Genomic DNA, 25,064 nt, shown 5'->3' with positions numbered 1-25,064 from the left:
CGATGATATAGAATTGCCTTTTAAATACAAACGTATTTTAAATTGGGGAAGATATGGGGCGTCATAAGAGCATTAATCGTGCATGCGTGTTGGATGCGGCGGAGCAGATTGTCCGCACGCAGGGAACGGCTGCGCTGACGATCGATGCAGTCGCTAAAGCTGCGGGCGTGACAAAAGGCGGTATTCAGTCGAGCTTCGGGACGAAAGATGAGCTAATTAACGCGATGTATCAGCGTTGGGAAGACGAGTTTGATGAGATGGCTGCCGTGTGCATCGGTACGGATGATAGCCGGGAAGCCAGGGTGCGTGCACACGTTGATATCACTTATCGGACGGATGCTGCAGAAGGCGATCGGGCGGCGGGCATGATGGCCTCGCTGTTGAATATGCCTGAACACCTTGCTAGATCGCAGGCGTGGTATGACAGCCAGTTGGCAGGGCTTGATCTGAATTCGCAGGAAGGGCGAGATGCTCGGCTGGCGTTTCTGGCATCCGAAGGGGCATTCCTGCTGCGCTATTTTGGCTTTATGGCGGTCGATGACGAGACCTGGAAAGCCATTTTCTCTGATATTTCCCGCCTGCTACCTGAGCGTACGGCTTCTTCCTGAGTAAGCTCCTCTGTCCATGACGCGCATTGTTTTATCGATGATCGTTTGATTATGGTTTGATGGATTGTTGCTCGCTGGACTGCTGCGCTGCCAGAATGTCGTCCAGATTCCCTTCGACCCATACCGCCAACTCTTTTACCCGCTCGCCAACCTCTTTGCCTAACGGTGTCAGGCTGTACTCAACATGCGGCGGAACAACCGGATAGGCTGTTCGCAGGACAAAACCATCACTTTCCAGCCATTGTAGGGTTTGCGCCAACATGCGCTCGCTCACGCCGCCAATCCGTCGACGCAACTGGCTGAAGCGATGCGTATCATCAAGTAATGCGATCAAAATCAGTACACCCCAGCGACTGGTAACGTGGTTAAGTATCTGGCGAGACGGACATTTCTCAGCAAAGACATCACCAGCTGGCAGAATGGGTAGCAATAAATCTGCTGGTGTTTTGGATTGATTCACTATACTTACCTTTATGTATGTACTTACTTAAAATTAGCTTTGCCGATATTATGCCAGCCAGTTCTTGTTAACAAAAGACGGTTAATAAAAGACAGTCAATAAAGGAGCTTGAGATGATTGCTATTACTGGTGCATCCGGCCAACTGGGCCGTTTGGTTATCAAACAACTGTTAGAGAAGGTTCCGGCGAACGATATCGTGGCGCTGGTGCGTGATGTGAATAAAGTTGCCGATCTGTCGGCAAAAGGCGTGCAGGTGAAAGCCGCGGATTACAATCAGCCAGAAGCGCTGGCTTCCGCGCTGCAAGGTGTGGATAAGGTGCTGCTGATCTCTTCGAGCGAAGTGGGTCAGCGTGCGGTACAACACCGCAATGTCATCGATGCGGCGGTGAAAGCTGGTGTGAAGCTGGTCGCATACACCAGCCTGTTACACGCGGATAAATCGCCTCTGGCGCTGGCAGCAGAGCATCAGCAGACAGAAGCGCTTCTGAAAGCGTCTGGCTTACCGCATGTCTTGCTGCGCAACGGCTGGTATACCGAAAACTACGCGGCCAGCATCCCTGCTGCGCTGGAACACGGTGTATTTATCGGTAGCGCAGGTGAGGGGAAAATTACCTCAGCAACGCGCGAAGATTTCGCTGCCGCTGCGGTCGCGGTGCTGACGCAGGAAGGACAGGCTGGCAAGGTTTACGAACTGGCTGGTGATGAGCCTTACACGCTGGCAGAGCTGGCGGCGGAAGTCAGCAAACAGTCTGGTAAAAATATCGGTTATCAAAACCTGTCTGAAGCGGAGTTTGCCGCCGCGCTGGTTTCAGCCGGGCTACCCGATGTCTTTGCGCAGATTATTGCGGATTCAGACACTGGCGCATCCAAAGGTGGTCTGTTTGATGACGGTAAGCAACTGAGTCGCCTGATTGGTCGCCCAACAACGCCGCTGTCTGCGGTAGTGAAAGCGACGCTGAAATAACGCCTAAAAAGTAACGCTTAAAAATCGGCTCGGGGATAGTTCTGGGCCGATTACTATTACACAACCGCTAACCTAGACAGTAATGACAGCATTTCTTTCTGTGGCCAAAGATATCCGCGATCTTTAACTGAACAGGGTCTATCAGCTAGTGATTGACCGAGGGAGTAACCCGCCAATTCAGCAATGTTGAGGTTATCAAATCGCACAATGTGCTCAATATCCCCTTTCATCTGATTCAATGTGCCCTGCACAGAACGGCTGCACTGCGTATCCACCTGAAGTGGGCGTAAATAATGTTGTGCTGCGTTGAGTTGATCTTCATCTGCACCACACTTGAGTAGGGTATTGATGAAGCTATCCGTGAAGTGGTCGTTTAGCTCTGCGAAATCCTTCTTTATCAACGCCGGAAGTACCAAAGGAAATCGGGTGGCGTCCTGAACTAGCAGTACGCAATTCCGGCTCTGTAAGGTGATTAGATTTCCGTGCCAACTGCTCAGTGGGTTGATATCTACGGTGGGTTGCGTAAATAACCACTGGCTGCGTGGTGTAACAGCAAGTTGACTGCTGTCATTCAGTGGTAAATGACTGAATAGTTTGTGTGTGGCATGAAGTTGAATCATCTTATCCCCCTTGTTCTTCTGTACCCGCCTTATTGCTTATATTCTATTTACACGCCATAACAGGTAAATGCACGGTTAACGGTTATAGCGTGTAATTCTTGTTTTACCTGCTAAAGCGTGTAATATTTATTCTACCGTCTATAACCGGTAGGATAAGAGGATGAAGGTCACCAACAGCAAGCAGCTTAGCAGCTACCTGAAAGATGTTCGTATCACGCAGAAGCTTTCACAAGGGAAAGTGGCCAGTAAAGTGGGTATTCGCCAGGATACGGTATCCAGCTTCGAGCAACATCCTGATTCCACCAAGCTGGAAACCTTCTTTAAAATCCTGTCGGCATTGAATTTAGAACTTACTGTTACGCCCAGGAATGTGGACACCACCAATAACGAAGCCTCTGTTGCATCATCCTGGAAGGAAGAATGGTAATGGCTGCGCTCGATGTTTACATGAACGGCTATCGGGTGGGGATTCTGACCAAAACGGGCAGTGGGGCACATCATTTTTCCTATGATGCGAACTGGCTCGGATTGCCGGGGAGTCGCCCCATTTCGCTTTCTATGCCGCTACGTCATCAGCCCTATCGAGGTGATGAGGTTTATAATTTCTTCGATAATTTGTTGCCGGATAACCCGGATATCAGAAGACGCATTGTCGCCAGACATCACGCTGACTCCACCCAACCGTTTGATCTGCTGGCTAAAGTGGGGCAAGACAGTGTCGGGGCGTTGCAATTAGTGCCGCAGGGTACACCTGTGCACGATATAAAAAAGATCGAATACAAAACCTTATCCGAGCAGCAGCTTGAAAACATACTGACCGGATATCTGTCCGATGCCCCGCTGGGTATGATTGATACTGAAGACGATTTTCGTATTTCTATCGCAGGTGCACAGGAAAAGACGGCGCTGCTTTATCTGGATGATCACTGGTGCCTGCCTCTCAATGCCACACCAACTACCCACATCATCAAGCTACCGATTGGTAAAATCGAGAGTCACTCTTACTCAATTGATATGTCTGACAGCGTTGAAAATGAGTATCTGTGTTTGCTCATTGCCAAGGCATTTGGGCTGCCAGTGCCGCACTGTTTTATGATCAACGCTGGCAAGATAAAGGCGTTGGCGGTGGAGCGTTTTGATCGTAAATACGCCTCGGATGTCAGTTGGATTATGCGGCTACCACAAGAGGATTTTTGTCAGGTATTAAACGTTCCTTCCGCACTGAAATATGAAAATCATGGTGGACCGGGTATTTCCGCCATTATGTCGTTTCTATTGGGTTCGGTTGATCCAGAAAGAGATCGTTATCGCTTTATGCAGGCTCAGGTACTGTTTTGGCTATTGGCTGCAACGGATGGTCATGCGAAAAACTTTTCCCTGTTTATTGAATCTGAGGGGCGATATCGACTCACACCTTTCTATGACATTCTCTCTATGTATCCGGCGATGGGCGGACGGGGAATTGACCGCAGAGAGGCCAAACTGGCGATGGGATTAACTGGCTCAAGAGGCAAGAAATATGCGATTGAGCAGATCTTTCCCCGACATTTTTTCCAGACGGCTAAGGCCGTTGGGTTTGCCAGAGAATCGATGGAAAACATTCTGGTGGAGTTTTCAAACACCGTTGAGACCGTTATGACGACTGTTGGAAGCCAACTGCCTGTGGATTTTCCTACTCATATCAGTGAGGCAATTCTGGCCGGATTGCAGGCCAGATCGAGACGGCTCATGAGAGGATGGGAGTAATTTCCCCGACGAATAATATCGGGGAGAGCAAATCACTTCCCAATACAAAAACTCGAAAAAATACGCCCCAACAGGTCGTCAGAGGTGAACTCGCCGGTGATTTCACTCAGGGCCAGCTGTGCCAGCCGCAGTTCTTCTGCCAGCAATTCACCTGCGTAGGCGCTCACCAGCTGTTCTTTCCCCTGAATCAGATGCTGTGCAGCCAGTTCGAGTGCTTGCAGGTGACGACGTCGAGCCAGGAAACCACCTTCTGTATTGCTGGTGAATCCCATGCTTTGCTTGAGGTGGTCGCGTAGCGTATCGATGCCTTCACCCGTGCGGGCGGAAAGTCGGATAAGTGAGTGAGTATTCACATCTTCGATGCCGAGCGCTTCGCCAGTCACGTCGGCTTTGTTGCGTACCACGGTAATCGGCAGCGTTTTTGGTAGGCGCGCCATAAATTCTGGCCAGATCTGCTCAGGCTCGGTCGCCTGCGTGGTGGTGCCGTCTACCATGAATAGCACACGATCGGCCTGTTCGATTTCCTGCCAGGCGCGCTCAATACCAATGCGCTCGACTTCGTCGCTGGCATCGCGCAGCCCGGCGGTGTCGATGATATGCAGCGGCATGCCGTCGATATGGATATGTTCACGTAGTACGTCGCGTGTGGTGCCCGCGATGTCAGTCACAATGGCAGCTTCACGACCGGCTAACGCATTGAGTAAGCTGGATTTACCGGCATTAGGGCGACCCGCAATCACGACCTTCATCCCTTCCCGCAGCAGGCTACCCTGATGCGCTTCAGCTCTGACGGCGTCCAGATCGGCCATCACGCCATTGAGCTGTGCTTCAATTTTGCCATCAGAGAGAAAGTCGATCTCTTCATCCGGGAAGTCGATGGCAGCTTCGACGTAGATTCGCAGGTGAGTGAGTGCTTCCACTAACTGATTTATACGGGTGGAAAATACGCCTTGCAGAGAGTTCAGCGCTGAGCGCGCGGCCTGTTCCGAGCTGGCATCAATCAGATCGGCAATGGCTTCCGCCTGTGCAAGATCGAGTTTGTCGTTCAGGAAGGCACGTTCAGAGAATTCACCAGGACGCGCAATCCGCACGTTAGATAGCGTCAGGATACGTTGCAGGAGTAAATCAAGAATAACCGGACCGCCGTGACCCTGAAGCTCCAGCACATCTTCCCCCGTAAAGGAGTTCGGGCCAGGAAACCAGAGGGCGATACCCTGATCGAGCGTGGTGCCGTTGGCATCACGGAACGGCAGATAATCGGCGTGGCGAGGCTTGGGAAGCTTGCCCAGAACGGTATGCGCGACTTCGGCGGCGGCCTGTCCTGAAATGCGTAAAATACCCACGCCTCCGCGTCCCGGTGGCGTGGCTTGGGCGACGATGGTGTCGGTATTACTCATGATGTTCTCTCTGCATTGATGCCTGTCTGGCAGGCTATTTTACGTATCTTGGCTGATAAAGCAGCCGTTAAAAAATAAGGCGGTCAATGACCGCCTTACGCTTTCTATCGGTTAGCCATCAACCGGATTATTTTTTCTCGCGGCTATGCAAGCCACGTTTTTCCAGACCGCGGTAAATCAACTGCTGCTGGAGAATGGTAACCAGGTTGCTGACGATGTAGTACATAACCAGACCTGACGGGAACCATAGGAAGAAGACCGTAAAGATGACCGGCATGTAGGTCATGATCTTCTGCTGCATTGGATCGGTCACGGTGGTTGGTGACATCTTCTGGATGAAGAACATCGTCACGCCCATCAGGATCGGCAGAATGTAGTACGGGTCTTGTGCAGACAGGTCATGAATCCACAGAGCGAACGGCGCGTGACGCAGTTCAACGGAGCCCATCAGCATGTAATACAGCGCCAGGAAGATTGGCATCTGAATCAGCAGTGGGAAGCAGCCGCCCAGCGGGTTCACTTTCTCTGACTTGTACAGCGCCATCATTTCCTGACTCATGCGCTGTTTGTCATCACCAATACGCTCACGCATAGCCTGCAATTTAGGTTGCAGTAAGCGCATTTTCGCCATAGAGGTGTATTGCGCTTTCGTCAGCGGATACATGATACCGCGCACGATAAAGGTAATGGCAATGATGGAGAAGCCCCAGTTGCCGATAAAGCTATGCAGGAATTTCAGCAGCTTAAACAGCGGCTGAGAAATGAACCACAGCCAGCCGTAATCTACGGTCAGATCCAGATGTGGTGCGACAGCAGCCATCTTGTCCTGAATTTCCGGGCCGACCCACAGGGTGGTCTTCAGATCTTGCTGGCTACCTGCGGCAACCACAACCGGAGCGGATTTGAAACCAATAGCGGCCTGACCGTTACCCAGCTTGCTGGTATAGAAGGTGTTAGCACCTGCCGTCGTCGGAATCCACGCGGTTGCGAAGTACTGTTGCAGCATCGCTATCCAGCCACCGTTGGTGGTGATGTTCAGGTTTTCGTCCATGTCGCTGAAGCTGTACTTTTTGTACTTGTCTTCACTGGAAGAGAACGCCGCGCCACGATAAGTGTGCAGTGCAAAGTTGCTGCTGCCAGTATCGCGGTGCTTAGGTAATTCGATAGATTGCTTTAACTGACCGAACAGCGTGAGTTCCAGGGGCTGAGCGCTGGTGTTGTTGACGCTATAGTCAACGTTCAGTGCATAGTCGCCACGTTTCAGAACGAACGTTTTGGTGTAGGTTACGCCGTCAGCCGCAGTGTAGGTCATCGGGATGCGCAGTTCGCTCTGACCATCCGCCAGCTCGAAGCTATCTTGCGTGGTGGTAAACAGCGGACGCGGGCCGTTAGCCGGGTTGTCTGGGCCGTTTTTGCCGGTCAAACCGCTCTGAGCCTGATAGACAAACTCGGAGGTGGTTTCCAGCAGGTGGAAAGGTTTATCTGAACCCAATGTGTCCGGGTAAGCCAGCAGATGCGCTTGCTCGATGTCGCCGCCACGCGTGTTGATTGTCAGCGACAGCACATCGGTTTTCACTGTGATCAGTTTGCCTTGACCGCTGGCTGGTACGCCCTGGTTGGTAGCATCACCGGTCACTGCGTTCGTCGCCTGCTGTATGGCCTGCGTGGTTGCTGGCGGATTTTTATCCGTCTCCCAAGCCTGCCAAAGCATAAAGGTTACGAATAGCAGAGCGATGAGAAGAAGATTGCGTTGCGAATCCATCGTTAATGTTCTCTGTTATTGTCGGTTTTTGGCGGTACGGGATCATCACCACCAGGGTTCAAAGGATGGCATTTTAATACGCGTTTAAGCGTCAACCAACAGCCTTTTATCATGCCGAACCTGCGTATTGCTTCAATACCGTATTGCGAGCACGTTGGCTGGAACCGACAATGCGGTCCCAGCAACGGGCTGATAACGAGTTGATAACCGCGTATCAACCCGATCAGGAGTCGGGAGCCAAACGACAATGCCGACGCCATAGTTTTTCCAATGCTTCCGTCAGAGTACGGTTATCCAGTTCAGACACCCCTTTTTTCACAAGCACGACAAAGTCCATTGAAGGCAATGAATGTTGGTGCAGGCGAAAACTTTCGCGCGTCAGGCGTTTAATCCGATTGCGTTCATGAGCACGTTTTACATGCTTTTTGGCGACGGTAAGACCGATGCGGGGATGCCCCAGCGAGTTCAGGCGGCCGAGAATGGTGATTTGCGGCGTGCCAGCCCGTTGCGGTTGCTGGAAGACGAAGGTGAAATGACTGGGAGTTAACAAACGTAACTCCCTGGGAAATGCTAGCTTAACCACTCGGTGGGTTAGCTTTTATTACTTAGAAACAGACAGACGAGTACGGCCTTTCGCACGACGGCGGGCCAGAACTTGACGACCATTTTTGGTGGCCATACGAGCACGGAAACCATGGCTACGGTTACGCTTCAATACGGACGGTTGGAAAGTGCGTTTCATGGCGATTTCTACCTAAACTTGGAAAATTATAACTTCACAGTAAACGCGTTTGGCTGTTCGGCGTGAAAATGACCGACGCCTCAATCGCATATCACAGCTATATAACGGAAAGAGGCAGGATTGTAATAATTGTACAGTCCTGAGTCAATTAACATCACACTTAACACGCCAGCCATTCCGATTATTTTTGGAATTTCTGCCTGCCAGAGCACAGAAAAGGCGTAGACGCGCGGGCAGGGAATTATACGGACTCTATTATAAAGCGCAAGGATCCTCCAACGATCTGTCCCGCAAGATCATGATCGATGTCACCGTAACGATCGTGCCACCGAGGGTATGCTTGGGGGCGCTTCACCGCAGGCGGATAAAATGTGTGCTAGCCGCCCTTCTGCCGTGTTGCGGGGTGTTGCGATAAGAATAGCCTGTGGATAAAAAGGATCGAAACTGTGCAGAAGGGGAAGATCTCTTCGGCGGATTAGGTTATGATCCGCGGTTCCGTTAGCGATCCTTTTGACGGGATCGTCGGAGTAAACCGCCGCGCTATGTGGTGTGCTTGCTGTCTGAATTGTGAATGAAACAATCGTGGATGACGCAGGCGCCAAAAAATCATGAGTCACATAAATAACGTCTTATTCTTTTCTTTTTGATCGTTCTTGTTCGAGTGGAGTCCGCCGTGTCACTTTCGCTTTGGCAGCAGTGTCTTGCCCGTTTGCAGGATGAGTTACCTGCCACAGAATTCAGTATGTGGATACGCCCGTTGCAGGCGGAGCTGAGTGATAACACTCTGGCGCTCTACGCCCCCAATCGCTTTGTGCTGGATTGGGTTCGTGATAAATACTTAAATAATATCAATGTCCTGCTGAATGATTTCTGCGGGATGGATGCCCCTTTACTGCGTTTTGAAGTAGGGAGCAAACCGTTGGTTCAGGCGGTAAGCCAGCCCGTGCAATCGCACCACAATCCTGTCAGCGTGGCGCGGCAACAGCCTGTGCGTATCGCACCGGTACGGCCAAGCTGGGATAACTCGCCGGTACAGGCAGAACATACCTACCGTTCGAATGTGAATCCCAAGCATACGTTTGATAACTTCGTTGAGGGTAAATCGAACCAGTTAGCCCGTGCAGCGGCGCGTCAGGTGGCTGACAACCCTGGCGGCGCGTATAACCCGCTGTTTCTTTATGGCGGCACCGGCTTGGGTAAAACGCACTTATTGCACGCGGTGGGGAATGGCATCATTGCCCGCAAGCCCAACGCGAAAGTGGTTTACATGCACTCCGAGCGTTTCGTGCAGGATATGGTGAAAGCGTTGCAGAACAATGCGATTGAAGAATTCAAACGCTACTACCGTTCTGTTGATGCGTTGCTGATCGATGATATCCAATTCTTTGCTAATAAAGAGCGTTCGCAGGAAGAGTTCTTTCATACCTTTAATGCGTTGCTGGAAGGCAACCAGCAAATCATCCTGACATCTGACCGCTACCCGAAAGAGATCAACGGCGTGGAAGATCGCCTGAAATCCCGCTTCGGCTGGGGATTAACGGTCGCGATTGAACCGCCAGAGCTGGAAACCCGCGTGGCGATTCTGATGAAGAAAGCGGATGAAAATGACATCCGTCTGCCTGGCGAAGTGGCGTTCTTTATTGCTAAACGCCTGCGTTCTAACGTGCGTGAGCTGGAAGGCGCGCTGAACCGCGTTATCGCGAATGCCAATTTTACCGGCCGCTCGATCACCATTGATTTTGTGCGTGAGGCGCTGCGCGATCTGCTGGCGTTGCAGGAAAAACTGGTTACTATCGACAATATTCAAAAGACCGTGGCGGAATACTATAAAATCAAGGTAGCCGACCTGCTGTCTAAACGTCGTTCCCGCTCGGTGGCGCGTCCGCGCCAGATGGCGATGGCGTTGGCGAAAGAACTGACGAATCACAGCCTGCCGGAAATCGGCGATGCCTTTGGCGGGCGTGACCATACGACGGTGTTGCATGCCTGCCGCAAGATTGAGCAGTTGCGTGAAGAAAGCCACGACATCAAAGAAGATTTTTCCAATTTAATCAGAACTCTATCGTCATAACACTATGAAATTTATTGTTGAACGCGAACGTCTGTTAAAGCCATTACAACAGGTCAGCAGCCCGCTGGGCGGTCGACCGACTTTACCGATTCTGGGCAACCTGCTGATTCAGGTGACGGAAGGCGCGCTGTCGCTGACCGGTACCGATCTGGAAATGGAAATGGTGGCGAAGGTTGCGCTGACGCAACCGCATGAGCCAGGTGCCACGACCGTCCCTGCCCGCAAACTGTTTGATATTTGCCGGGGTCTGCCGGAAGGTGCAGAAATCACGATTATGCTGGATGGCGATCGCATGTTGGTGCGCTCTGGCCGCAGCCGTTTCTCGCTGTCCACGCTGCCCGCAGCGGATTTCCCTAATCTGGACGACTGGCAGAGCGAGGTTGAATTCTCTCTGCCGCAGGCGACGATGAAGCGTTTGATCGAAGCGACACAGTTTTCGATGGCGCATCAGGATGTCCGCTACTACCTCAACGGTATGCTGTTTGAAACCGAAGGTGAAGAGCTACGCACGGTCGCGACCGATGGTCACCGTTTGGCGGTCTGTTCGATGCCGGTTGGTCAATCCTTACCCTCACATTCGGTGATCGTACCGCGTAAAGGTGTGATGGAGTTGGTGCGTCTGCTGGATGGTGGTGATACCCCGCTGCAACTGCAAATCGGTAGCAACAACATTCGCGCGCATGTCGGCGACTTCATTTTCACGTCGAAGCTGGTAGATGGTCGTTTCCCTGATTATCGCCGCGTATTGCCGAAGAACCCGGATAAAACGCTGGAAGCCAGTTGCGATCTGCTCAAGCAGGCCTTCTCCCGTGCGGCGATTTTATCGAATGAAAAATTCCGCGGTGTGCGTCTGCATCTGATTCAGAATCAGCTCAAAATTACGGCTAACAACCCAGAGCAGGAAGAAGCGGAAGAGATTCTGGATGTGCAGTACGACGGCACCGAGATGGAGATCGGCTTTAACGTTAGCTATGTACTGGATGTGCTGAACGCGCTGAAGTGCGAAGGCGTCCGTTTACTGCTGACTGATTCTGTTTCCAGCGTGCAGATCGAAGATAGCGCCAGCCGTGCGGCGGCCTATGTCGTCATGCCAATGCGCCTCTAGCAAATAGGTGGGCTTATCCGGCCCACCTTTACTCACTCGAATAGCGTCGTATGGCCCTTACTCGTCTTCTCATCAAAGATTTCCGTAACATCGAGGCGGCCGATTTGGCGCTGGTTCCCGGCTTTAATTTTTTGGTCGGCGCCAACGGCAGCGGTAAAACCAGCGTGCTGGAAGCGATTTATACGCTGGGGCACGGACGGGCGTTTCGTAGCATTCAGGCGGGGCGCGTGATTCGTCACGATCAGCCGGAATTTGTGCTGCATGGCCGTATTGACGGTACTGAGACGGAGCGATCCGTCGGGTTAAGCAAAAACCGTCAGGGCGACAGCAAGGTACGGATTGACGGCAGTGACGGCCATAAAGTCGCTGAACTGGCGCAACTGTTACCGATACAGCTGATCACCCCGGAAGGGTTCACCCTGCTCAACGGTGGGCCGAAGTATCGCCGTGCCTTTCTCGACTGGGGCTGTTTCCATAATGAGCCCGGCTTTTTCGCAGCCTGGAGCAACATGAAGCGTTTGTTGCGCCAGCGTAATGCAGCGCTGCGTCAGGTGAGTCACTATGGGCAGCTCAGAGCCTGGGATCAGGAACTGGTGCCGCTGGCGGAACGTATCAGCGAATGGCGTGCGCAATACAGCGCGGCAATTGCCAATGATATCGCCGCGACCTGTACGCAATTTTTGCCTGAATTTTCTCTCAGTTTCTCTTTCCAGCGCGGCTGGGATAAAGAAAGTGAGTATGCAGAACTGCTGGAACGGCAGTTCGAACGCGACCGTATGTTAGGTTATACGGCGCTGGGGCCGCATAAAGCCGACTTCCGCATCCGCGCCAGCGGCGTGGCAGTTGAGGATATGCTGTCCCGTGGCCAGCTCAAGCTGCTGATGTGTGCGCTGAGGTTGGCTCAGGGTGAATTTCTCACCCGTCAGAACGGACTGCGCTGTCTGTATCTGATCGATGACTTTGCTTCCGAACTGGATAGTACCCGCCGCCGTTTGCTGGCTGAACGGTTAAAAGCCACTCATGCACAGGTTTTTGTCAGTGCGGTTAGCGCTGAGCAGATAGAGGACATGATTGGTGAAAAGGGCAAGATGTTCCGCGTAGAACAGGGTAAAATAACGGTTCAATCACAGGACTAAAATGAGCGAGAAACGTTGATGTCGAATTCTTATGACTCCTCAAGTATCAAGGTATTGAAAGGGCTGGATGCGGTACGTAAACGCCCAGGTATGTATATCGGCGATACGGACGACGGTACCGGCCTGCATCATATGGTATTCGAGGTTGTGGACAACGCTATCGACGAGGCACTCGCTGGCTATTGTAAAGACATTATCATCACCATCCATGCTGATAACTCGGTATCGGTGCAGGATGATGGCCGTGGTATTCCAACCGGTATTCATGAAGAAGAAGGGATCTCCGCCGCTGAAGTCATCATGACCGTGCTGCACGCGGGCGGTAAGTTCGATGATAACTCGTATAAAGTCTCCGGCGGCCTGCACGGCGTAGGGGTTTCCGTGGTTAACGCCCTGTCGGAAAAACTGAAGCTGGTTATTCACCGTGACGGAAAACTTCACGAGCAGACCTATAAACACGGCGTGGCGCAGGCTCCGCTGGCGGTTACGGGTGAAACCAACAGAACCGGTACGACGGTACGCTTCTGGCCGAGCCATGAGACGTTCACCAACGTGGTGGAATTCGAGTATGAGATTCTGGCTAAGCGTCTGCGCGAGCTGTCGTTCCTGAACTCCGGTGTCTCCATCCGCTTGATCGACGAACGTGAGAAAGATAAAGCCGATCATTACCATTATGACGGCGGCATCAAGGCGTTTGTTGATTACCTGAACCGTAACAAGACGCCAATTCACCCGAACGTGTTTTATTTCTCGACGGTGAAAGATGACATCGGCGTGGAAGTAGCACTGCAGTGGAACGATGGTTTCCAGGAAAACATTTACTGCTTTACCAACAACATTCCACAGCGCGACGGTGGTACGCACCTGGCCGGTTTCCGTGCCGCGATGACCCGTACGCTGAATACCTACATGGATAAAGAAGGCTACAGCAAGAAAGCCAAAGTCAGCGCCACCGGTGACGATGCGCGTGAAGGGCTGATTGCCGTGGTTTCCGTGAAAGTGCCGGATCCAAAATTCTCCTCGCAGACCAAAGACAAACTGGTTTCTTCCGAAGTGAAAACGGCGGTTGAATCGCTGATGAATGAGAAGCTGGTGGATTATCTGATGGAAAATCCATCAGATGCCAAAATTGTGGTCGGTAAAATTATTGATGCCGCACGTGCCCGTGAAGCGGCGCGTAAAGCGCGTGATATGACGCGTCGTAAAGGTGCGCTCGATCTGGCTGGCCTGCCGGGCAAACTGGCGGACTGTCAGGAACGTGACCCCGCGCTGTCTGAACTGTACCTGGTGGAAGGGGACTCAGCGGGCGGCTCTGCCAAGCAGGGACGTAACCGTAAGAACCAGGCAATTCTGCCGCTGAAGGGTAAAATCCTGAACGTTGAGAAAGCCCGTTTTGACAAGATGCTTTCCTCACAGGAAGTCGCGACGCTGATCACCGCACTGGGCTGCGGCATTGGCCGTGATGAATACAACCCGGACAAACTGCGCTACCACAGCATCATTATCATGACCGATGCCGACGTGGATGGCTCGCACATCCGTACCCTGCTGTTGACCTTCTTCTATCGTCAACTGCCTGAAATTGTTGAGCGTGGCCACGTGTATATTGCTCAGCCGCCGCTGTACAAGGTGAAAAAAGGCAAGCAGGAACAGTACATCAAAGATGATGAAGCGATGGACCAGTACCAGATCGCACTGGCGCTGGATGGCGCGACGCTGCACACCAATGCACAGGCTCCTGCGCTGGCGGGTGAACCGCTGGAGAGACTGGTTTCTGAACATTACGCCATACAGAAGATGATTGGCCGTATGGAACGTCGCTTCCCGCGTGTGTTCTTGAACCATCTGATTTATCAACCAACGTTGGCTGAAGCCGATTTGGGCGAGCGTGAAAAAGTACAGGCGTGGGCGGAATCGCTGGTTAGCAGCCTGAACGAAAACGAGGTTCACGGCAGCACATACAGCTTTGTCATTCACCATGATGAAGAACGCGGCGTATTTGAACCGGCGCTGCGCGTGCGCACGCACGGTGTGGATACCGATTATGCGCTGGGTACAGGTTTCATCGCGGGTAGCGAATACCGTAAATTGAATCAGCTGGGTGAAAAACTGCGTGGCTTGATTGAAGAAGATGCATACATCGAACGTGGTGAGCGTCGTCAGCCGGTTGCCAGCTTTGAACAGGCGCTGGAGTGGCTGGTGAAAGAGTCCCGCCGCGGCCTGACCATACAGCGTTATAAAGGTCTGGGTGAAATGAACCCGGATCAGCTGTGGGAAACCACGATGGATCCGGCCAGCCGCCGCATGCTGCGCGTGACGGTGAAAGACGCCATTGCTGCCGATGAGCTGTTTACGACCCTGATGGGTGATGCCGTTGAACCGCGTCGTGCGTTTATCGAAGAGAACGCCCTGAAAGCGATGAATATCGATATCTGATTCGGTCTACGTTGTTATCGTTATCTGAGCCAGCTCCCTGCGGAGCTGGCTTTTTTTATGGCGAGCTTTCTGCTCGCCACCCTTTTGGCCGTAGCGAGCGACGTTGAAAAACGTTCGCTAGGTCTTTTATGCTTTCATTAGGCCAATGCACGTCGTTTGGCGCTGCGCATTTCCTGTAGCAGGGTGATGAAAGACGTAATCAGCATAAAGATGACGGCAGACCAGAAAATGGCGTGAGGATGGCCGTGATCCAGCAGCCAGCCGAACAGCACCGGTCCTGCGGCACCGCCAATGTTGAAGCCGGTGGAGACAATCCCAAATACCCTTCCTTCTGCCCCCGGTGGTGATGCGGCACGCACCAGCATATCCCGTGAAGGCGCGATCATGCCGGAGAGGAAACCGGCAGCAGCCAGCAACGGAACAAGCACGAGAGTCGGTAAGGAATACATGGCAACGATACTGACCAGCACGGCGGTGACGGCCAACGCCGCCGTTGCCACCAGCCCGTGGCGTTTGGTTTTATCCGCCAGTGAGCCGCCAGCCAATACGCCAAAGGCGCTGGCGAATAGGAATGCGGTAAGCGCCACGTTAGCCTGTGAAAGTGACAAATCGTAGCCCGTGACTAATGCGGTAACCGAGAAGTTCTGGATCGAGCCCGTACTTAAATTCAGCAGCAGGAACAGAATCAGCAGCGCCAGGATCGGCAGCGTGAAAACGGGTGCGCGCGATTTGCCCGGCTGGGTGCCTGTTGCTGCCGCAGGTTTCACCCGATTGGGTTCATCGCGATCCGTCAGAAGCAGCGGTACCGTCAGTAAGCCGAGGATGCCAGAGACGATGAATGCGCTACTGATGCCGGAAAAGGCGGCAACGGACAGCAAAATACCGGGCGCAATCGCGGTGCCTAGAAAGCCGGAGAACGTGTGCACCGAGAACGCACGGCCCATGCGCTTCTCATCAATCCCGCGCGACAGCAAGGCGTAATCCGCCGGATGATAAACCGCGTTCGCCACCCCGGCGAGCCCCATCGCAGCGACCAGCCAAACGTAGCTGCCTGAAAAACCGAGAGAGAGAAAACAGAGGCTCCCGAGCGTGATCCCTGCGGTTAACGTGCGGCGCGCGCCGATGCGGTCCACCATAAAACCAATCGGCGTCTGCACGCAGGCGGAGACAATGTTGAATACGCTGAGCGCAAACCCGAGTTCGACAAAGCTGATATCACGCTGGGCTGAAAGCAGCGGAATGAGCGCGGGCAGCACCATCATATGGAAATGACTCACCAGATGCGCTGATGAGATTTGCGCCAGTAGCGGTAGTTTTATGAATTTCATGTTTTTTTGCAGCTTACAGGTCTGTAGATTTTATTATCGTGAGAGCTGGCGCGGGAACAGGGCGTCACTCCCTGGCAAATGGATCATAAGGTTAGCATATTACTTATATCATCTATGGCGAATATTGATACCCGCCTTTTCGGCAGGATAGGAGAGAACGACATGACGACCAAATCGTATTTGGGTGGGTGTTTATGTGGTCAGATTCGGTTCAGGGCAACGGGCGAACCGGGCAATCCGCATGCCTGTTCCTGCACCCATTGCCAGCAGCATTCCGGTGCACCAACGCTACTGTGGGTTGAGTTTCCCCGAGCAGCCGTTGAGTGGATTGGCGAAGGTGGAGAGCCCGCGTGCTATCGTTCGTCTGATTATTCCAGCCGGGCTTTTTGTCCGCACTGCGGCAGCACGCTGGGGGCGATTGATGATGAGCCAACCATTGCGCTGACGATTGGAAATTTTGATGAAAAAAATAGCCCGGAGCTGAAGCCAACGTCACATTCGTTTGAAGATTGCTGTCCACGCTGGGAATAAATCACAGGCCGTTTCCGGCCTGTGCGGGATTGTTGATGGTGAATCTGTGATTACGAGAGCTTAAACACCAGCACCGTTTGCGCGAGCTGTCTGGCCTGTTCTTCCAGCGAGGCGGCAGCCGCCGTGGCTTCTTGCACCAGCGCGGCGTTCTGCTGGGTGACGCCGTCCATCTCGTGAACGGCCTGCGTCACTTGGCTGATCCCGCGTGATTGTTCATCTGACGCTGAGACGATCTCATCCATGATGTCTTTTACCGATGTGACGGCACTCAGCATTTCCTGCATGGTTTCACCGGCGTTCTGAACCAGCGTAACGCCGCTATCGACACGGCTGGCAGACTCCGTAATCAGCGCGGTGATGTCTTTTACGGCACTGGCGCTACGCTGCGCGAGGTTACGCACCTCGTTGGCAACGACCGCGAAACCGCGCCCTTGTTCGCCCGCTCTGGCGGCTTCCACCGCCGCGTTGAGTGCCAGAATATTGGTCTGGAACGCGATGCCGTTGATGATGCTGGTAATGTCGGCAATCTTCTTCGAACTATCGTCGATTTCACTCATAATGTGAACAACCTGACCCACTATCTTGTCGCCTTTCTGAGCGATGTGCGCGGCATTCTGCGCCAGCGTTGTGGCGTTATGGGCGTTATCCGCATTCTGTTTCACCGTCGCTGTAATCTGCTCCATGCTGGCGGCGGTTTCTTCCAGCGCCGCCGCCTGTTGCTCGGTGCGGGAAGCCAGATTGGTGTTGCCTGCTGCAATTTCCGTCGCACCGTGGCTGACAGATTCGCTGGTGCTAATCAGCTGCTCGGCGATGTCTCTCAACTGCGTCTGCATGGCGTTCATGGCGTAAAAAATACTGCTGTCGTCCTTCGGTTGCACAGGAATGGTCTGCGTTAAATCCCCTTGTGCGACGGACAGGGCGATCTGCGCGGCCTGAGCGGGTTCGCCACCGATCGGACGAGCAACCTTGCGGTTAAAGATGATGCCCAACACACCGGAAACCACCACGATACTCAGCATCATAAGCAGCAGGCCCACGTTGCGCTGCTGTGCGGTTTCCGCCATCACCACATTGACGGGGGCGGACAGGCCGAGCATCCAGGGCGTGCCGGTATTGCCGATGGTGACTGGCACATACACGTTAAACGCTGGCGTGTTCAGTACGGCATTGTCACGTTCAATCTGATAAGACTGACCTGTGGTGACATGCTCAAGCAGCGTTGGGTCGTTTTCAATTTTCTTGGTTATCCGGGCTTTGTCAGGATGAGAAATGTAGGCACCGGTGTGGGACAGTAACTGGGCGTAGCCCGTGCCTTGATAGGGTTTTATATTGTTGGTGAGCTGTTGCAGCGTATCCAGCGAAAAGTCCGCGGTGACGGAGCCGTAAAATTTGTTGTTGATGATGATAGGCACGGCAATGGAGGTCAGTAGAACATCGACGCCGTTGTAGGGATAGCTATACGGTTCCAGAATCACTTCTTTCTGGAGCTTTTTCGGTAGCAGATAGTAGTCGCCGCTGCCGGGCGTTTCATAATCCACCAGATTATGCAGAGCAACGTTGCCTGCGGTATCGCGGTCAACGTAGCGGACGAAGCGACCTTGCGGATCCTGATCGGGCTGACCAGCGTACTCGCGATCTTTGCCGTCAAACGCATCGGGTTCCCACGCCAGCGACATCGAAAGGAAGTCGGGATGACTCTTCAGCGCATTCTTCAGCAGCGTCTCAGCGGTTTTTCGGTCGGCGTTACCTGCTTCTTGCAGGCTGACAACGCTCTGCACCAGATTGCGCGCCGCATGTAGCGCGACATCCAGCTTTTGTTGAATCAGGTAGCTGTTGGTATACGCCGTTTGCTCAAGGTACTGCTGTGCAATGGTTTTTTGCTGCTGGCCAGATTGCCAGATCAGCAGGCCGATAGTGAGAATAAAACCGAGTGCGATGGTGGTGACGCCCGCCAGGAGCATCAGCATCCGTGTGCTGAGCTTTCTTTTTGACGTGGTTGGTGAGGCGTGGATGGATGGGGTGCTGTGATTAACCGGTAACAGTGTTGTAGACATATGCGTAATATCCCCTGGGATATAAGCGCCCATAGGCACCTTTTTTCATAAAAGAATCAATCGATTGTCTTCCTTTCTGTTTTTGGGCCATTCCCTTGCGCGACTCGTCATTTTTTGTGATGTAAGTCACAAATAAATTATCGGCGGGAAACAATATCTCTTTAGGTTATTCACGAAAATGTCACAAATCAGCGTGGTGCTTGAATCGAGATAGCAGTGAGGCATGACGCCTCACCGTGTGAGCGAGGGTTAGGCGGCAGGGCCTTTGCTGACGGAATCGCGGATAATCAATTCACCTTTGAAGGCGGGTGCAGGCGCGACGGTTTCCCCCTCCAGCCGGCACAGCAGTTTCTCAAGGGTATAGCTGATCATCTCGGCGACGGGCACATGTACGGTAGTGAGGGGCGGGTAGAACCATGATGCCATCGGTAGATCATCGAACCCCAGCAGCGAGACATCCTGCGGAATGGCGAGGCCGTGTTCGCGCAGCGCTTTGGCCGCGCCAATCGCCATGTCGTCATTGCTGGCGACCAGTGCGCTGAAGGTGGCTGACCGCTGAAGCAGGGTTTTTGCTGCCGTATAACCGCTGTCATGAGTCCAGTCGCCTGACGCAACCAGCCTGTCATTATAGGGAACCCCGTTTTCCTCCAGCGCCTGCCGGTAGCCCGCCAGTCGGCTTGTGCCGGTGGGGGAATTCGCCGAGCCACAGACAAAGGCGATATCACGGTGGCCCTGCTCAATCAGGTAATTGACGGCATCATGGCAGTGCTGCTGGTGATCGGCGCAGATGCCGTTATCACCGTGCTGATGCAGTGTGCGGTTCACAACCATGATCGGCTGATTGTGCTGTTCAATAATCTCTTCCATTTCATCCGTGGAGAGAAAACGCGGATAGATAATGACGGCATCGCAGCGTAAATCGAGCAGGAACTGGATCGCTTCCCGCTCTTCTTCCGCGCTGTGTTTGCCATCCGCCATGATGAGCTGCCGTCCGTATTTTTCCGTCATGGTTGCCGTTTGGAACAGCAATTCGCTGAAATAAGGGCCGCTGTATAGCGTGTTGGTCACAACCAAACCAATAATTTGCGATTTGCTCGTGGCGAGCTGGCGCGCCAGCAGGTTGGGCCGGTAGCCAATCTCTTCAATCGCCCGAAATACCCGATCCCGCGTGGTTTTACTGACATAGTTATTCCCTGTCAGCACGCGTGATACGGTGGCTTTGGATACACCGGCTTTTTTCGCTACATCGAGCATGGTTACCATCGTACTTTCCCGTTCTCCTGTACTGCCTTATGTCGTCATTATAGGGACATTTACTCTCTTTTTATCATCAATACAGAATATGGGGATAAAAATATTCCCCACTTGCGCTATTTATGATCGCCTTCAAAAAACAGTAAAAACAATATGAAACCGGTTGCATATTATTTTGTGTCTTGCTTGAATAATAAAAAAAAGGACGGTGAGGTGCAGTATGAATAAGATTTTACTCTGTTGCGCAGCAGGAATGTCTACCAGCATGCTGGTACAGCGAATGGAAAAGGTCGCCGAGAAAAATGCGATCGCTGTTGAGATAAAAGCCGTGGGTTTTGAAGAGTTTAATGAGCTGATTGATGAATATGATTGCTGCCTTTTGGGGCCGCAAATCAAATACAAATTACCTGAATTCAAGGTGATAGCTGACGAGAAAGAGAAGCCGATTGCGGTTATTAATATGGTTGATTACGGCATGATGAATGGGGAAAAAGTCCTCAATGATGCCCTGGCGATGATCAACTAGTATAGCGGAGGGAATAATGAGTAAATTAAGCGAGTCATTATTCAGCGTTATCGAAAACCGTATTAGCCCCATTGCGGCAAAACTCTCCAGCCAGCGCCATGTTGTAGCAATTAAAGATGGCTTTATTGCCTCCATGCCCTTTTTAATTGTCGGTTCTTTTATGATGTTATTCGCTCATCCACCTTTTAGCCCAAATAGTGAATGGGCTTTTGCGCAGTGGTGGTTGGGGATGGTGGAACGCCACGGCGAACAAATCATGATGCCCTACAACATGACGATGGGCATTATGGCGGTGTATATCACCAGCGCCATCGCTTATAACCTGGCGCAGAGCTATAAAATGAACAGTTTTATGGCTGCCAGTCTGGCACTGATGTCGTTTATGGTGGTGGCGGCTCCGCAAATCGACAAAAGTCTGCCGGTTGGGTCGCTGGGTGGCGAGGGGATTTTCACCGCGATTATCGTGGCGATCTATTCGACGGAGCTGATGCATTTTTTGCAGAAGCGCAATATTGGTATTCGCCTGCCTGAACAGGTGCCGCCGAAAATCCGCCAGTCTTTCGATCTGCTGATCCCGATTCTTGCCATCTTTCTCACGCTTTTCCCGCTTAGCCTGTTTATGCAGAGCCAGTTCGGCATGCTGTTGCCGCAGGCGATCATGGCTGTCTTCGCGCCGATTATCTCGGCATCCGACTCGCTCCCCGCCATACTGATTGCGGTGCTGCTCTGCCACCTGCTGTGGTTTGCCGGGATTCACGGGGCGGTTATGGTCGGCGGCATTTTGCAGGCATTCTGGCTGACCAATTTAGGGATCAATCAGGAAGCGTTTAACGCGGGCGCACCGATCACCAAAATCTTTATTGAACCCTTCTGGCAGTTCTTCATTACGGTGGGCGGCTCGGGAGCGACCATGGGGCTGGTCTTTCTCTACCTGCGTAGCCATTCTGCTCACCTGCGCTCCATCGGCAAGCTGGCCGTGGTGCCGAGCATGTTCAACATCAACGAACCGGTGATTTTTGGTTCACCCGTTGTGATGAATCCGCTGCTGTTTATTCCGTTTATTACCGCGCCGTTGGTGAACGCCACCCTTGCCTATATCGCGTTAAAAACCGATTTGGTGCACCGCGTGATTTCTCTTGCACCCTGGACAACGCCGGGCCCGATTGGCGCAGCCTGGTCTACGGGATGGGACTGGCGTGCGGTGGTGCTGGTAGGGGTACTGATTGTCGTCTCGTCCTTAATCTATTACCCCTTCTTTAAAATGTATGAACGTCAGCTGGTCGCACAAGAAGTGGGTACAGCGGAGGAGGCAGTGAGTGATGCGCGATGAAACCATTCTCGATGAAACGACAGTAATGGAACTGATTATCTATGCGGGAGAGGCGCGATCAAGCTCGATGGAAGCGCTGAGCGCCGCCAGAAAATACGATTGGGACAAGGCTGAAGAACTGCTGAACATGGCTTCCGTTGCGGCACGCAAAGCCCATCAAATTCAGACGGCCTTGATTGGCGCCGATGAGGGCAGCGGAAAGATCCCGGTCAACCTGATTCTGGTTCACGCGCAAGATCACCTGATGAACGCGATGCTATGCCGTGAGCTGGTGGAGGAACTGATTCAACTGCATCGGGAAATCTCCACCCTTAAAAAATCAGTCAACGAAATCATTTGTAAGTGAACAATACGTATACCCTAAATAATTCGAGTTGCGTGAAGGCGGCAACCGAGCGAATCCCCAGGAGCTTACATAAGTAAGTGACTGGGGTGAGTAAGGGCGGCCAACGCACAAGCAGCTCGAAGTATGACGGGTATGAACCTGAAATAAGAAGGAAATAAAATGTCTGTTCAACAATTACCGAAAGACTTTCTGTGGGGCGGCGCGGTAGCGGCGCATCAAGTTGAAGGTGGTTGGGATCAAGGCGGCAAAGGCGTCAGCATTTGCGATGTCCTGTCCGGCGGTGCCCACGGTGTTGACCGTGTGATTACCGATGGCGTACAGCCTGGTGTCAGTTATCCAAACCATCAGGCGGTGGAATTCTATTCCCACTATAAACAAGATATTGCCCTGTTCGCTGAAATGGGCTTCAAATGCTTCCGCACCTCGATTGCCTGGACGCGAATTTTCCCCAATGGCGATGAGCTGGAACCGAATGAAGCTGGTCTGCAATTCTATGACGACCTGTTTGATGAGCTGCTGAAATACAATATTGAACCCGTGATTACGCTGTCTCACTTCGAGATGCCGCATCATCTGGTTAAGCAGTACGGCGGCTGGCTGAACCGTAAAGTGGTGGATTTCTTTGTCCGCTACAGCGAAGTGGTTATGAAGCGTTATCAGTCAAAAGTGAAATACTGGATGACCTTCAATGAGATTAACAACCAGCGTAACTGGCAGTATCCGCTGTTTGGCTACTGCTGTTCCGGCGTGATTTTCACCGATCACGACAAGCCTGAGCAGGCGATGTACCAAACGCTGCACCACCAGTTTGTCGCCAGTGCGAAAGTGGTGAAACTGGGTCATGAAATTAACCCGAATTTCAAAATTGGCTGCATGCTGGCGCTGGTGCCGATCTATCCGTGGTCATGCCATCCAGATGACGTGATGTTTGCTCAGGAAGCGATGCGCGAACGCCACCTGTTCGGTGATGTGCAACTGCGTGGTTACTACCCGTCTTACATCCTGAAAGAGTGGGCGCGCAAAGGTTATCAGATTGATATGCAGCCGGAAGATGAACAGACGCTGCGCGAAGGCTGCACGGACTATCTGGGCTTCAGCTACTACATGAGCAGCGCGGTGCAACTGTCGGCGAAAGGCCAGAAAAAAGAAGATGCGATTACGGGCTTTGACGGCGGCGTGAAAAACCCACATGTGAAGGCGTCGGAATGGGGCTGGCAGATCGACCCGGTTGGCCTGCGTTATACGCTGAACAGCTTCTACGAGCGTTATCAGAAACCGATGTTCATCGTCGAAAACGGCTTTGGCGCGGTAGACAAGGCGGAAGCCGACGGCAGCATTAACGACGATTACCGCATCGAATATCTTAAAGCACATATCGATCAGATGAAGAAAGCTGTCGTGGAAGACGGCGTGGAGCTGATGGGCTATACCCCGTGGGGCTGCATAGACTGCGTATCATTCACCACGGGTCAGTACAACAAACGCTACGGTTTCATCCACGTGGATAAACACGATGATGGCACTGGCACCTTCAAGCGCTCGAAGAAAAAGAGCTTTGACTGGTATAAGAAGGTGATCGCCAGCAACGGCGCCGAGCTATAACTGCGATTGCAGGAAACGTTGGTCACAGGGCCGTGCTTAACCGCACGGCTTTTTACGTTGCATGTCATACGCCTGTCACCCTGCCGTATTTCACTAACGACTTCATCGCTGAATCGCGTTAGCATGAAAACAGATAACTTGATGCTGGAAAAACTATGTCTGTAAAACTGATCGCTATTGATATGGACGGGACGTTACTGACGCCCCAAAATCAAATTTCACCTGCGGTAAAAGCCGCGATTGCCGCTGCCAGAGAGAAAGGCGTACAGGTTGTGCTAGCTACCGGTCGTCCTTACATCGGTGTGGAACGCTACCTGATGGAGCTGGATTTGCAGCAGGAAGGCTGTTACTGCATAACCAACAACGGTGCGCTGGTGCAGCGTACGGTCAACGGTGACTGTGTGGCGCAAACGGCGCTGAGCTTCGACGACTATCTCTATTTCGAAGCGCTGGCCTGTAAACTTGGTGTCCATTTCCACGCGTTGGACTTCAATTTTGTCTACACCGCCAATAAAGACATCAGCCCTTACACCATTCATGAATCTCACCTGACCGGGATGCCGTTGAAGTATCGTGCGGTTGAGGAAATGGATCGCAGCCTGACGTTCCCGAAAGTGATGATGATTGATGAGCCCGAGATATTGGATCGCGCCATCAGCCAACTGCCACCGGAAGCCTTTGAACGCTATACCATCATGAAGAGCGCCGAATACTATCTGGAAATTCTGGATAAGCGCGTCAACAAAGGTGAAGGCGTGAAGATGCTGGCGGAGCACCTCGGCATTCCACGCGAAAGTGTCATGACGCTGGGCGACCAGCAGAACGATCTGGCGATGATTCGCTATGCGGGTATCGGTGTCGCGATGGGCAATGCCATCGATGAAGTGAAAGAAGCCAGCCAGTTTGTCACCAAAACCAACATGGAAGACGGCGTCGCCTACGCGATCGAGAAATTTGTGCTGAATGCCTGATTAGAGAGAGATAAATTGGAATAGCCATCAATGATGGCTATTCTTATTTCAAATAATAACTTTGCTATTTATTT

General features: G+C 52.5%; 24 protein-coding genes. 14 read left to right on the top strand and 10 right to left on the bottom strand.

The genetic code is table 11. The features are described 5' to 3' along the window. Positions 1-53: 53 nt before the first annotated feature. On the top strand, positions 54-608 hold the full coding sequence (locus tag BUB06_RS15440; protein ID WP_039475220.1) for a TetR/AcrR family transcriptional regulator: 555 nt from the start codon (positions 54-56) through the stop codon (positions 606-608). A gap of 49 nt (positions 609-657) precedes the next feature. Here the strand turns inward: BUB06_RS15440 and BUB06_RS15435 are convergent, their stop codons facing one another. Next, positions 658-1,068, bottom strand: a complete 411-nt coding sequence (locus BUB06_RS15435) for a winged helix-turn-helix transcriptional regulator (RefSeq protein ID WP_117625006.1) — start codon at positions 1,066-1,068, stop codon at positions 658-660. Positions 1,069-1,181: 113 nt separating this feature from the next. Between BUB06_RS15435 and BUB06_RS15430 the strand changes: the two genes are divergently transcribed. Then, the gene (locus BUB06_RS15430) at positions 1,182-2,033 is read left to right on the top strand and encodes an SDR family oxidoreductase (protein WP_039475225.1); all 852 of its coding nucleotides are present in this window, start codon (positions 1,182-1,184) and stop codon (positions 2,031-2,033) included. Between the two features lie 56 nt (positions 2,034-2,089). Here BUB06_RS15430 and BUB06_RS15425 read toward each other — a convergent pair whose 3' ends face one another. Continuing rightward, positions 2,090-2,653 carry a DUF6933 domain-containing protein gene (locus tag BUB06_RS15425; protein WP_051982118.1) on the bottom strand — a complete coding sequence of 188 codons (564 nt, stop codon included), beginning with the start codon at positions 2,651-2,653 and terminating at the stop codon, positions 2,090-2,092. Between the two features lie 160 nt (positions 2,654-2,813). Between BUB06_RS15425 and BUB06_RS15420 the strand changes: the two genes are divergently transcribed. Both BUB06_RS15420 and BUB06_RS15415 read left to right on the top strand, forming a co-directional pair. Then, on the top strand, positions 2,814-3,080 hold the full coding sequence (locus BUB06_RS15420) for a helix-turn-helix domain-containing protein (protein ID WP_039475230.1): 267 nt from the start codon (positions 2,814-2,816) through the stop codon (positions 3,078-3,080). Continuing rightward, the gene (locus BUB06_RS15415; protein ID WP_039475233.1) at positions 3,080-4,399 is read left to right on the top strand and encodes a type II toxin-antitoxin system HipA family toxin; all 1,320 of its coding nucleotides are present in this window, start codon (positions 3,080-3,082) and stop codon (positions 4,397-4,399) included. The genes BUB06_RS15420 and BUB06_RS15415 overlap by 1 nt, the downstream gene beginning before the upstream one ends. Positions 4,400-4,431: 32 nt before the next feature. Here BUB06_RS15415 and mnmE read toward each other — a convergent pair whose 3' ends face one another. From mnmE to rpmH, 5 genes are all read right to left on the bottom strand, one after another. Then, complete coding sequence (mnmE, locus tag BUB06_RS15410; RefSeq protein ID WP_039475235.1) at positions 4,432-5,796, bottom strand: tRNA uridine-5-carboxymethylaminomethyl(34) synthesis GTPase MnmE; 1,365 nt, start codon at positions 5,794-5,796, stop codon at positions 4,432-4,434. A gap of 127 nt (positions 5,797-5,923) precedes the next feature. After that, positions 5,924-7,558 (bottom strand): membrane protein insertase YidC, encoded by a 1,635-nt coding sequence (gene yidC / locus BUB06_RS15405; RefSeq protein WP_039475238.1) that lies wholly within the window; start codon positions 7,556-7,558, stop codon positions 5,924-5,926. 2 nt (positions 7,559-7,560) lie between these two features. Next, on the bottom strand, positions 7,561-7,818 hold the full coding sequence (yidD, locus tag BUB06_RS15400; protein ID WP_010302384.1) for a membrane protein insertion efficiency factor YidD: 258 nt from the start codon (positions 7,816-7,818) through the stop codon (positions 7,561-7,563). Continuing rightward, positions 7,782-8,141 carry a ribonuclease P protein component gene (rnpA, locus tag BUB06_RS15395; RefSeq protein WP_010302382.1) on the bottom strand — a complete coding sequence of 120 codons (360 nt, stop codon included), beginning with the start codon at positions 8,139-8,141 and terminating at the stop codon, positions 7,782-7,784. Before rnpA ends, yidD begins: the two co-directional genes overlap by 37 nt. Positions 8,142-8,159: 18 nt before the next feature. Continuing rightward, positions 8,160-8,300: a 50S ribosomal protein L34 gene (gene rpmH / locus BUB06_RS15390; RefSeq protein ID WP_005976668.1), complete on the bottom strand. Its 141-nt coding sequence runs from the start codon at positions 8,298-8,300 to the stop codon at positions 8,160-8,162. A gap of 673 nt (positions 8,301-8,973) precedes the next feature. Here rpmH and dnaA point away from each other — a divergent pair. The 4 genes from dnaA to gyrB are packed head-to-tail and all read left to right on the top strand — an operon-like array spanning position 8,974 to position 15,048. Then, complete coding sequence (gene dnaA, locus BUB06_RS15385) at positions 8,974-10,371, top strand: chromosomal replication initiator protein DnaA (protein ID WP_039475243.1); 1,398 nt, start codon at positions 8,974-8,976, stop codon at positions 10,369-10,371. A 4-nt stretch (positions 10,372-10,375) separates the two neighbouring features. Beyond that, positions 10,376-11,476 (top strand): DNA polymerase III subunit beta, encoded by a 1,101-nt coding sequence (gene dnaN / locus BUB06_RS15380; protein WP_005976672.1) that lies wholly within the window; start codon positions 10,376-10,378, stop codon positions 11,474-11,476. 50 nt (positions 11,477-11,526) lie between these two features. Continuing rightward, positions 11,527-12,612 (top strand): DNA replication/repair protein RecF, encoded by a 1,086-nt coding sequence (gene recF / locus BUB06_RS15375; RefSeq protein WP_010302373.1) that lies wholly within the window; start codon positions 11,527-11,529, stop codon positions 12,610-12,612. Between the two features lie 18 nt (positions 12,613-12,630). Further along, positions 12,631-15,048 (top strand): DNA topoisomerase (ATP-hydrolyzing) subunit B, encoded by a 2,418-nt coding sequence (gene gyrB, locus BUB06_RS15370; protein WP_039475246.1) that lies wholly within the window; start codon positions 12,631-12,633, stop codon positions 15,046-15,048. Between the two features lie 137 nt (positions 15,049-15,185). Here gyrB and BUB06_RS15365 read toward each other — a convergent pair whose 3' ends face one another. Continuing rightward, positions 15,186-16,376 carry an MFS transporter gene (locus BUB06_RS15365; RefSeq protein WP_039475250.1) on the bottom strand — a complete coding sequence of 397 codons (1,191 nt, stop codon included), beginning with the start codon at positions 16,374-16,376 and terminating at the stop codon, positions 15,186-15,188. Positions 16,377-16,538: 162 nt separating this feature from the next. Here BUB06_RS15365 and BUB06_RS15360 point away from each other — a divergent pair, with 162 nt between their 5' ends. Beyond that, positions 16,539-16,907 carry a GFA family protein gene (locus tag BUB06_RS15360; RefSeq protein ID WP_039475253.1) on the top strand — a complete coding sequence of 123 codons (369 nt, stop codon included), beginning with the start codon at positions 16,539-16,541 and terminating at the stop codon, positions 16,905-16,907. A gap of 50 nt (positions 16,908-16,957) precedes the next feature. On the opposite strand, the gene BUB06_RS15355 is transcribed toward BUB06_RS15360, so the two are convergent. Both BUB06_RS15355 and BUB06_RS15350 read right to left on the bottom strand, forming a co-directional pair. Beyond that, positions 16,958-18,961, bottom strand: coding sequence for a methyl-accepting chemotaxis protein (locus BUB06_RS15355; RefSeq protein ID WP_039475337.1), 2,004 nt, complete (start codon positions 18,959-18,961; stop codon positions 16,958-16,960). A gap of 249 nt (positions 18,962-19,210) precedes the next feature. Then, positions 19,211-20,224 (bottom strand): LacI family DNA-binding transcriptional regulator, encoded by a 1,014-nt coding sequence (locus BUB06_RS15350; RefSeq protein ID WP_039475255.1) that lies wholly within the window; start codon positions 20,222-20,224, stop codon positions 19,211-19,213. Positions 20,225-20,435: 211 nt separating this feature from the next. Between BUB06_RS15350 and BUB06_RS15345 the strand changes: the two genes are divergently transcribed. From BUB06_RS15345 to yidA, 5 genes are all read left to right on the top strand, one after another. After that, positions 20,436-20,741, top strand: a complete 306-nt coding sequence (locus BUB06_RS15345) for a PTS sugar transporter subunit IIB (RefSeq protein ID WP_039275979.1) — start codon at positions 20,436-20,438, stop codon at positions 20,739-20,741. A 16-nt stretch (positions 20,742-20,757) separates the two neighbouring features. Continuing rightward, a complete protein-coding gene (locus tag BUB06_RS15340; RefSeq protein ID WP_039475260.1) occupies positions 20,758-22,071 on the top strand; it encodes a PTS sugar transporter subunit IIC in 1,314 nt (437 codons plus the stop codon). Beyond that, positions 22,061-22,417 carry a PTS lactose/cellobiose transporter subunit IIA gene (locus BUB06_RS15335; RefSeq protein ID WP_039475263.1) on the top strand — a complete coding sequence of 119 codons (357 nt, stop codon included), beginning with the start codon at positions 22,061-22,063 and terminating at the stop codon, positions 22,415-22,417. The genes BUB06_RS15340 and BUB06_RS15335 overlap by 11 nt, the downstream gene beginning before the upstream one ends. 159 nt (positions 22,418-22,576) lie before the next feature. After that, on the top strand, positions 22,577-24,019 hold the full coding sequence (locus BUB06_RS15330; RefSeq protein WP_039475265.1) for a 6-phospho-beta-glucosidase: 1,443 nt from the start codon (positions 22,577-22,579) through the stop codon (positions 24,017-24,019). Positions 24,020-24,174: 155 nt separating this feature from the next. Then, entirely contained in the window at positions 24,175-24,990 is an 816-nt protein-coding gene (gene yidA / locus BUB06_RS15325; RefSeq protein WP_010281188.1) for a sugar-phosphatase, read from the top strand. Positions 24,991-25,064: the final 74 nt, after the last annotated feature.

Origin of the sequence: Pectobacterium carotovorum, from assembly GCF_900129615.1 — a bacterium.
Taxonomy (GTDB): domain Bacteria; phylum Pseudomonadota; class Gammaproteobacteria; order Enterobacterales; family Enterobacteriaceae; genus Pectobacterium; species Pectobacterium carotovorum.
The sequence above is the reverse complement of the archived record's forward strand: the minus strand, read 5'-3'. Positions and strand labels throughout refer to the sequence as shown.

Excerpts from the sequence above, each read along its gene's own strand:
- dnaN (WP_005976672.1), top strand. The coding sequence starts at position 10,376 with ATGAAATTTATTGTTGAACGCGAACGTCTGTTAAAGCCATTACAACAG.
- BUB06_RS15425 (WP_051982118.1), bottom strand. The coding sequence starts at position 2,653 with ATGATTCAACTTCATGCCACACACAAACTATTCAGTCATTTACCACTG.
- BUB06_RS15345 (WP_039275979.1), top strand. The coding sequence starts at position 20,436 with ATGAATAAGATTTTACTCTGTTGCGCAGCAGGAATGTCTACCAGCATG.
- BUB06_RS15330 (WP_039475265.1), top strand. The coding sequence starts at position 22,577 with ATGTCTGTTCAACAATTACCGAAAGACTTTCTGTGGGGCGGCGCGGTA.
- BUB06_RS15355 (WP_039475337.1), bottom strand. The coding sequence starts at position 18,961 with ATGTCTACAACACTGTTACCGGTTAATCACAGCACCCCATCCATCCAC.
- BUB06_RS15420 (WP_039475230.1), top strand. The coding sequence starts at position 2,814 with ATGAAGGTCACCAACAGCAAGCAGCTTAGCAGCTACCTGAAAGATGTT.
- BUB06_RS15340 (WP_039475260.1), top strand. The coding sequence starts at position 20,758 with ATGAGTAAATTAAGCGAGTCATTATTCAGCGTTATCGAAAACCGTATT.
- yidC (WP_039475238.1), bottom strand. The coding sequence starts at position 7,558 with ATGGATTCGCAACGCAATCTTCTTCTCATCGCTCTGCTATTCGTAACC.
- rpmH (WP_005976668.1), bottom strand. The coding sequence starts at position 8,300 with ATGAAACGCACTTTCCAACCGTCCGTATTGAAGCGTAACCGTAGCCAT.
- gyrB (WP_039475246.1), top strand. The coding sequence starts at position 12,631 with ATGTCGAATTCTTATGACTCCTCAAGTATCAAGGTATTGAAAGGGCTG.
- yidA (WP_010281188.1), top strand. The coding sequence starts at position 24,175 with ATGTCTGTAAAACTGATCGCTATTGATATGGACGGGACGTTACTGACG.
- BUB06_RS15440 (WP_039475220.1), top strand. The coding sequence starts at position 54 with ATGGGGCGTCATAAGAGCATTAATCGTGCATGCGTGTTGGATGCGGCG.
- BUB06_RS15360 (WP_039475253.1), top strand. The coding sequence starts at position 16,539 with ATGACGACCAAATCGTATTTGGGTGGGTGTTTATGTGGTCAGATTCGG.
- BUB06_RS15350 (WP_039475255.1), bottom strand. The coding sequence starts at position 20,224 with ATGGTAACCATGCTCGATGTAGCGAAAAAAGCCGGTGTATCCAAAGCC.
- BUB06_RS15365 (WP_039475250.1), bottom strand. The coding sequence starts at position 16,376 with ATGAAATTCATAAAACTACCGCTACTGGCGCAAATCTCATCAGCGCAT.
- BUB06_RS15415 (WP_039475233.1), top strand. The coding sequence starts at position 3,080 with ATGGCTGCGCTCGATGTTTACATGAACGGCTATCGGGTGGGGATTCTG.
- mnmE (WP_039475235.1), bottom strand. The coding sequence starts at position 5,796 with ATGAGTAATACCGACACCATCGTCGCCCAAGCCACGCCACCGGGACGC.
- recF (WP_010302373.1), top strand. The coding sequence starts at position 11,527 with ATGGCCCTTACTCGTCTTCTCATCAAAGATTTCCGTAACATCGAGGCG.
- yidD (WP_010302384.1), bottom strand. The coding sequence starts at position 7,818 with ATGGCGTCGGCATTGTCGTTTGGCTCCCGACTCCTGATCGGGTTGATA.
- BUB06_RS15335 (WP_039475263.1), top strand. The coding sequence starts at position 22,061 with ATGCGCGATGAAACCATTCTCGATGAAACGACAGTAATGGAACTGATT.
- BUB06_RS15430 (WP_039475225.1), top strand. The coding sequence starts at position 1,182 with ATGATTGCTATTACTGGTGCATCCGGCCAACTGGGCCGTTTGGTTATC.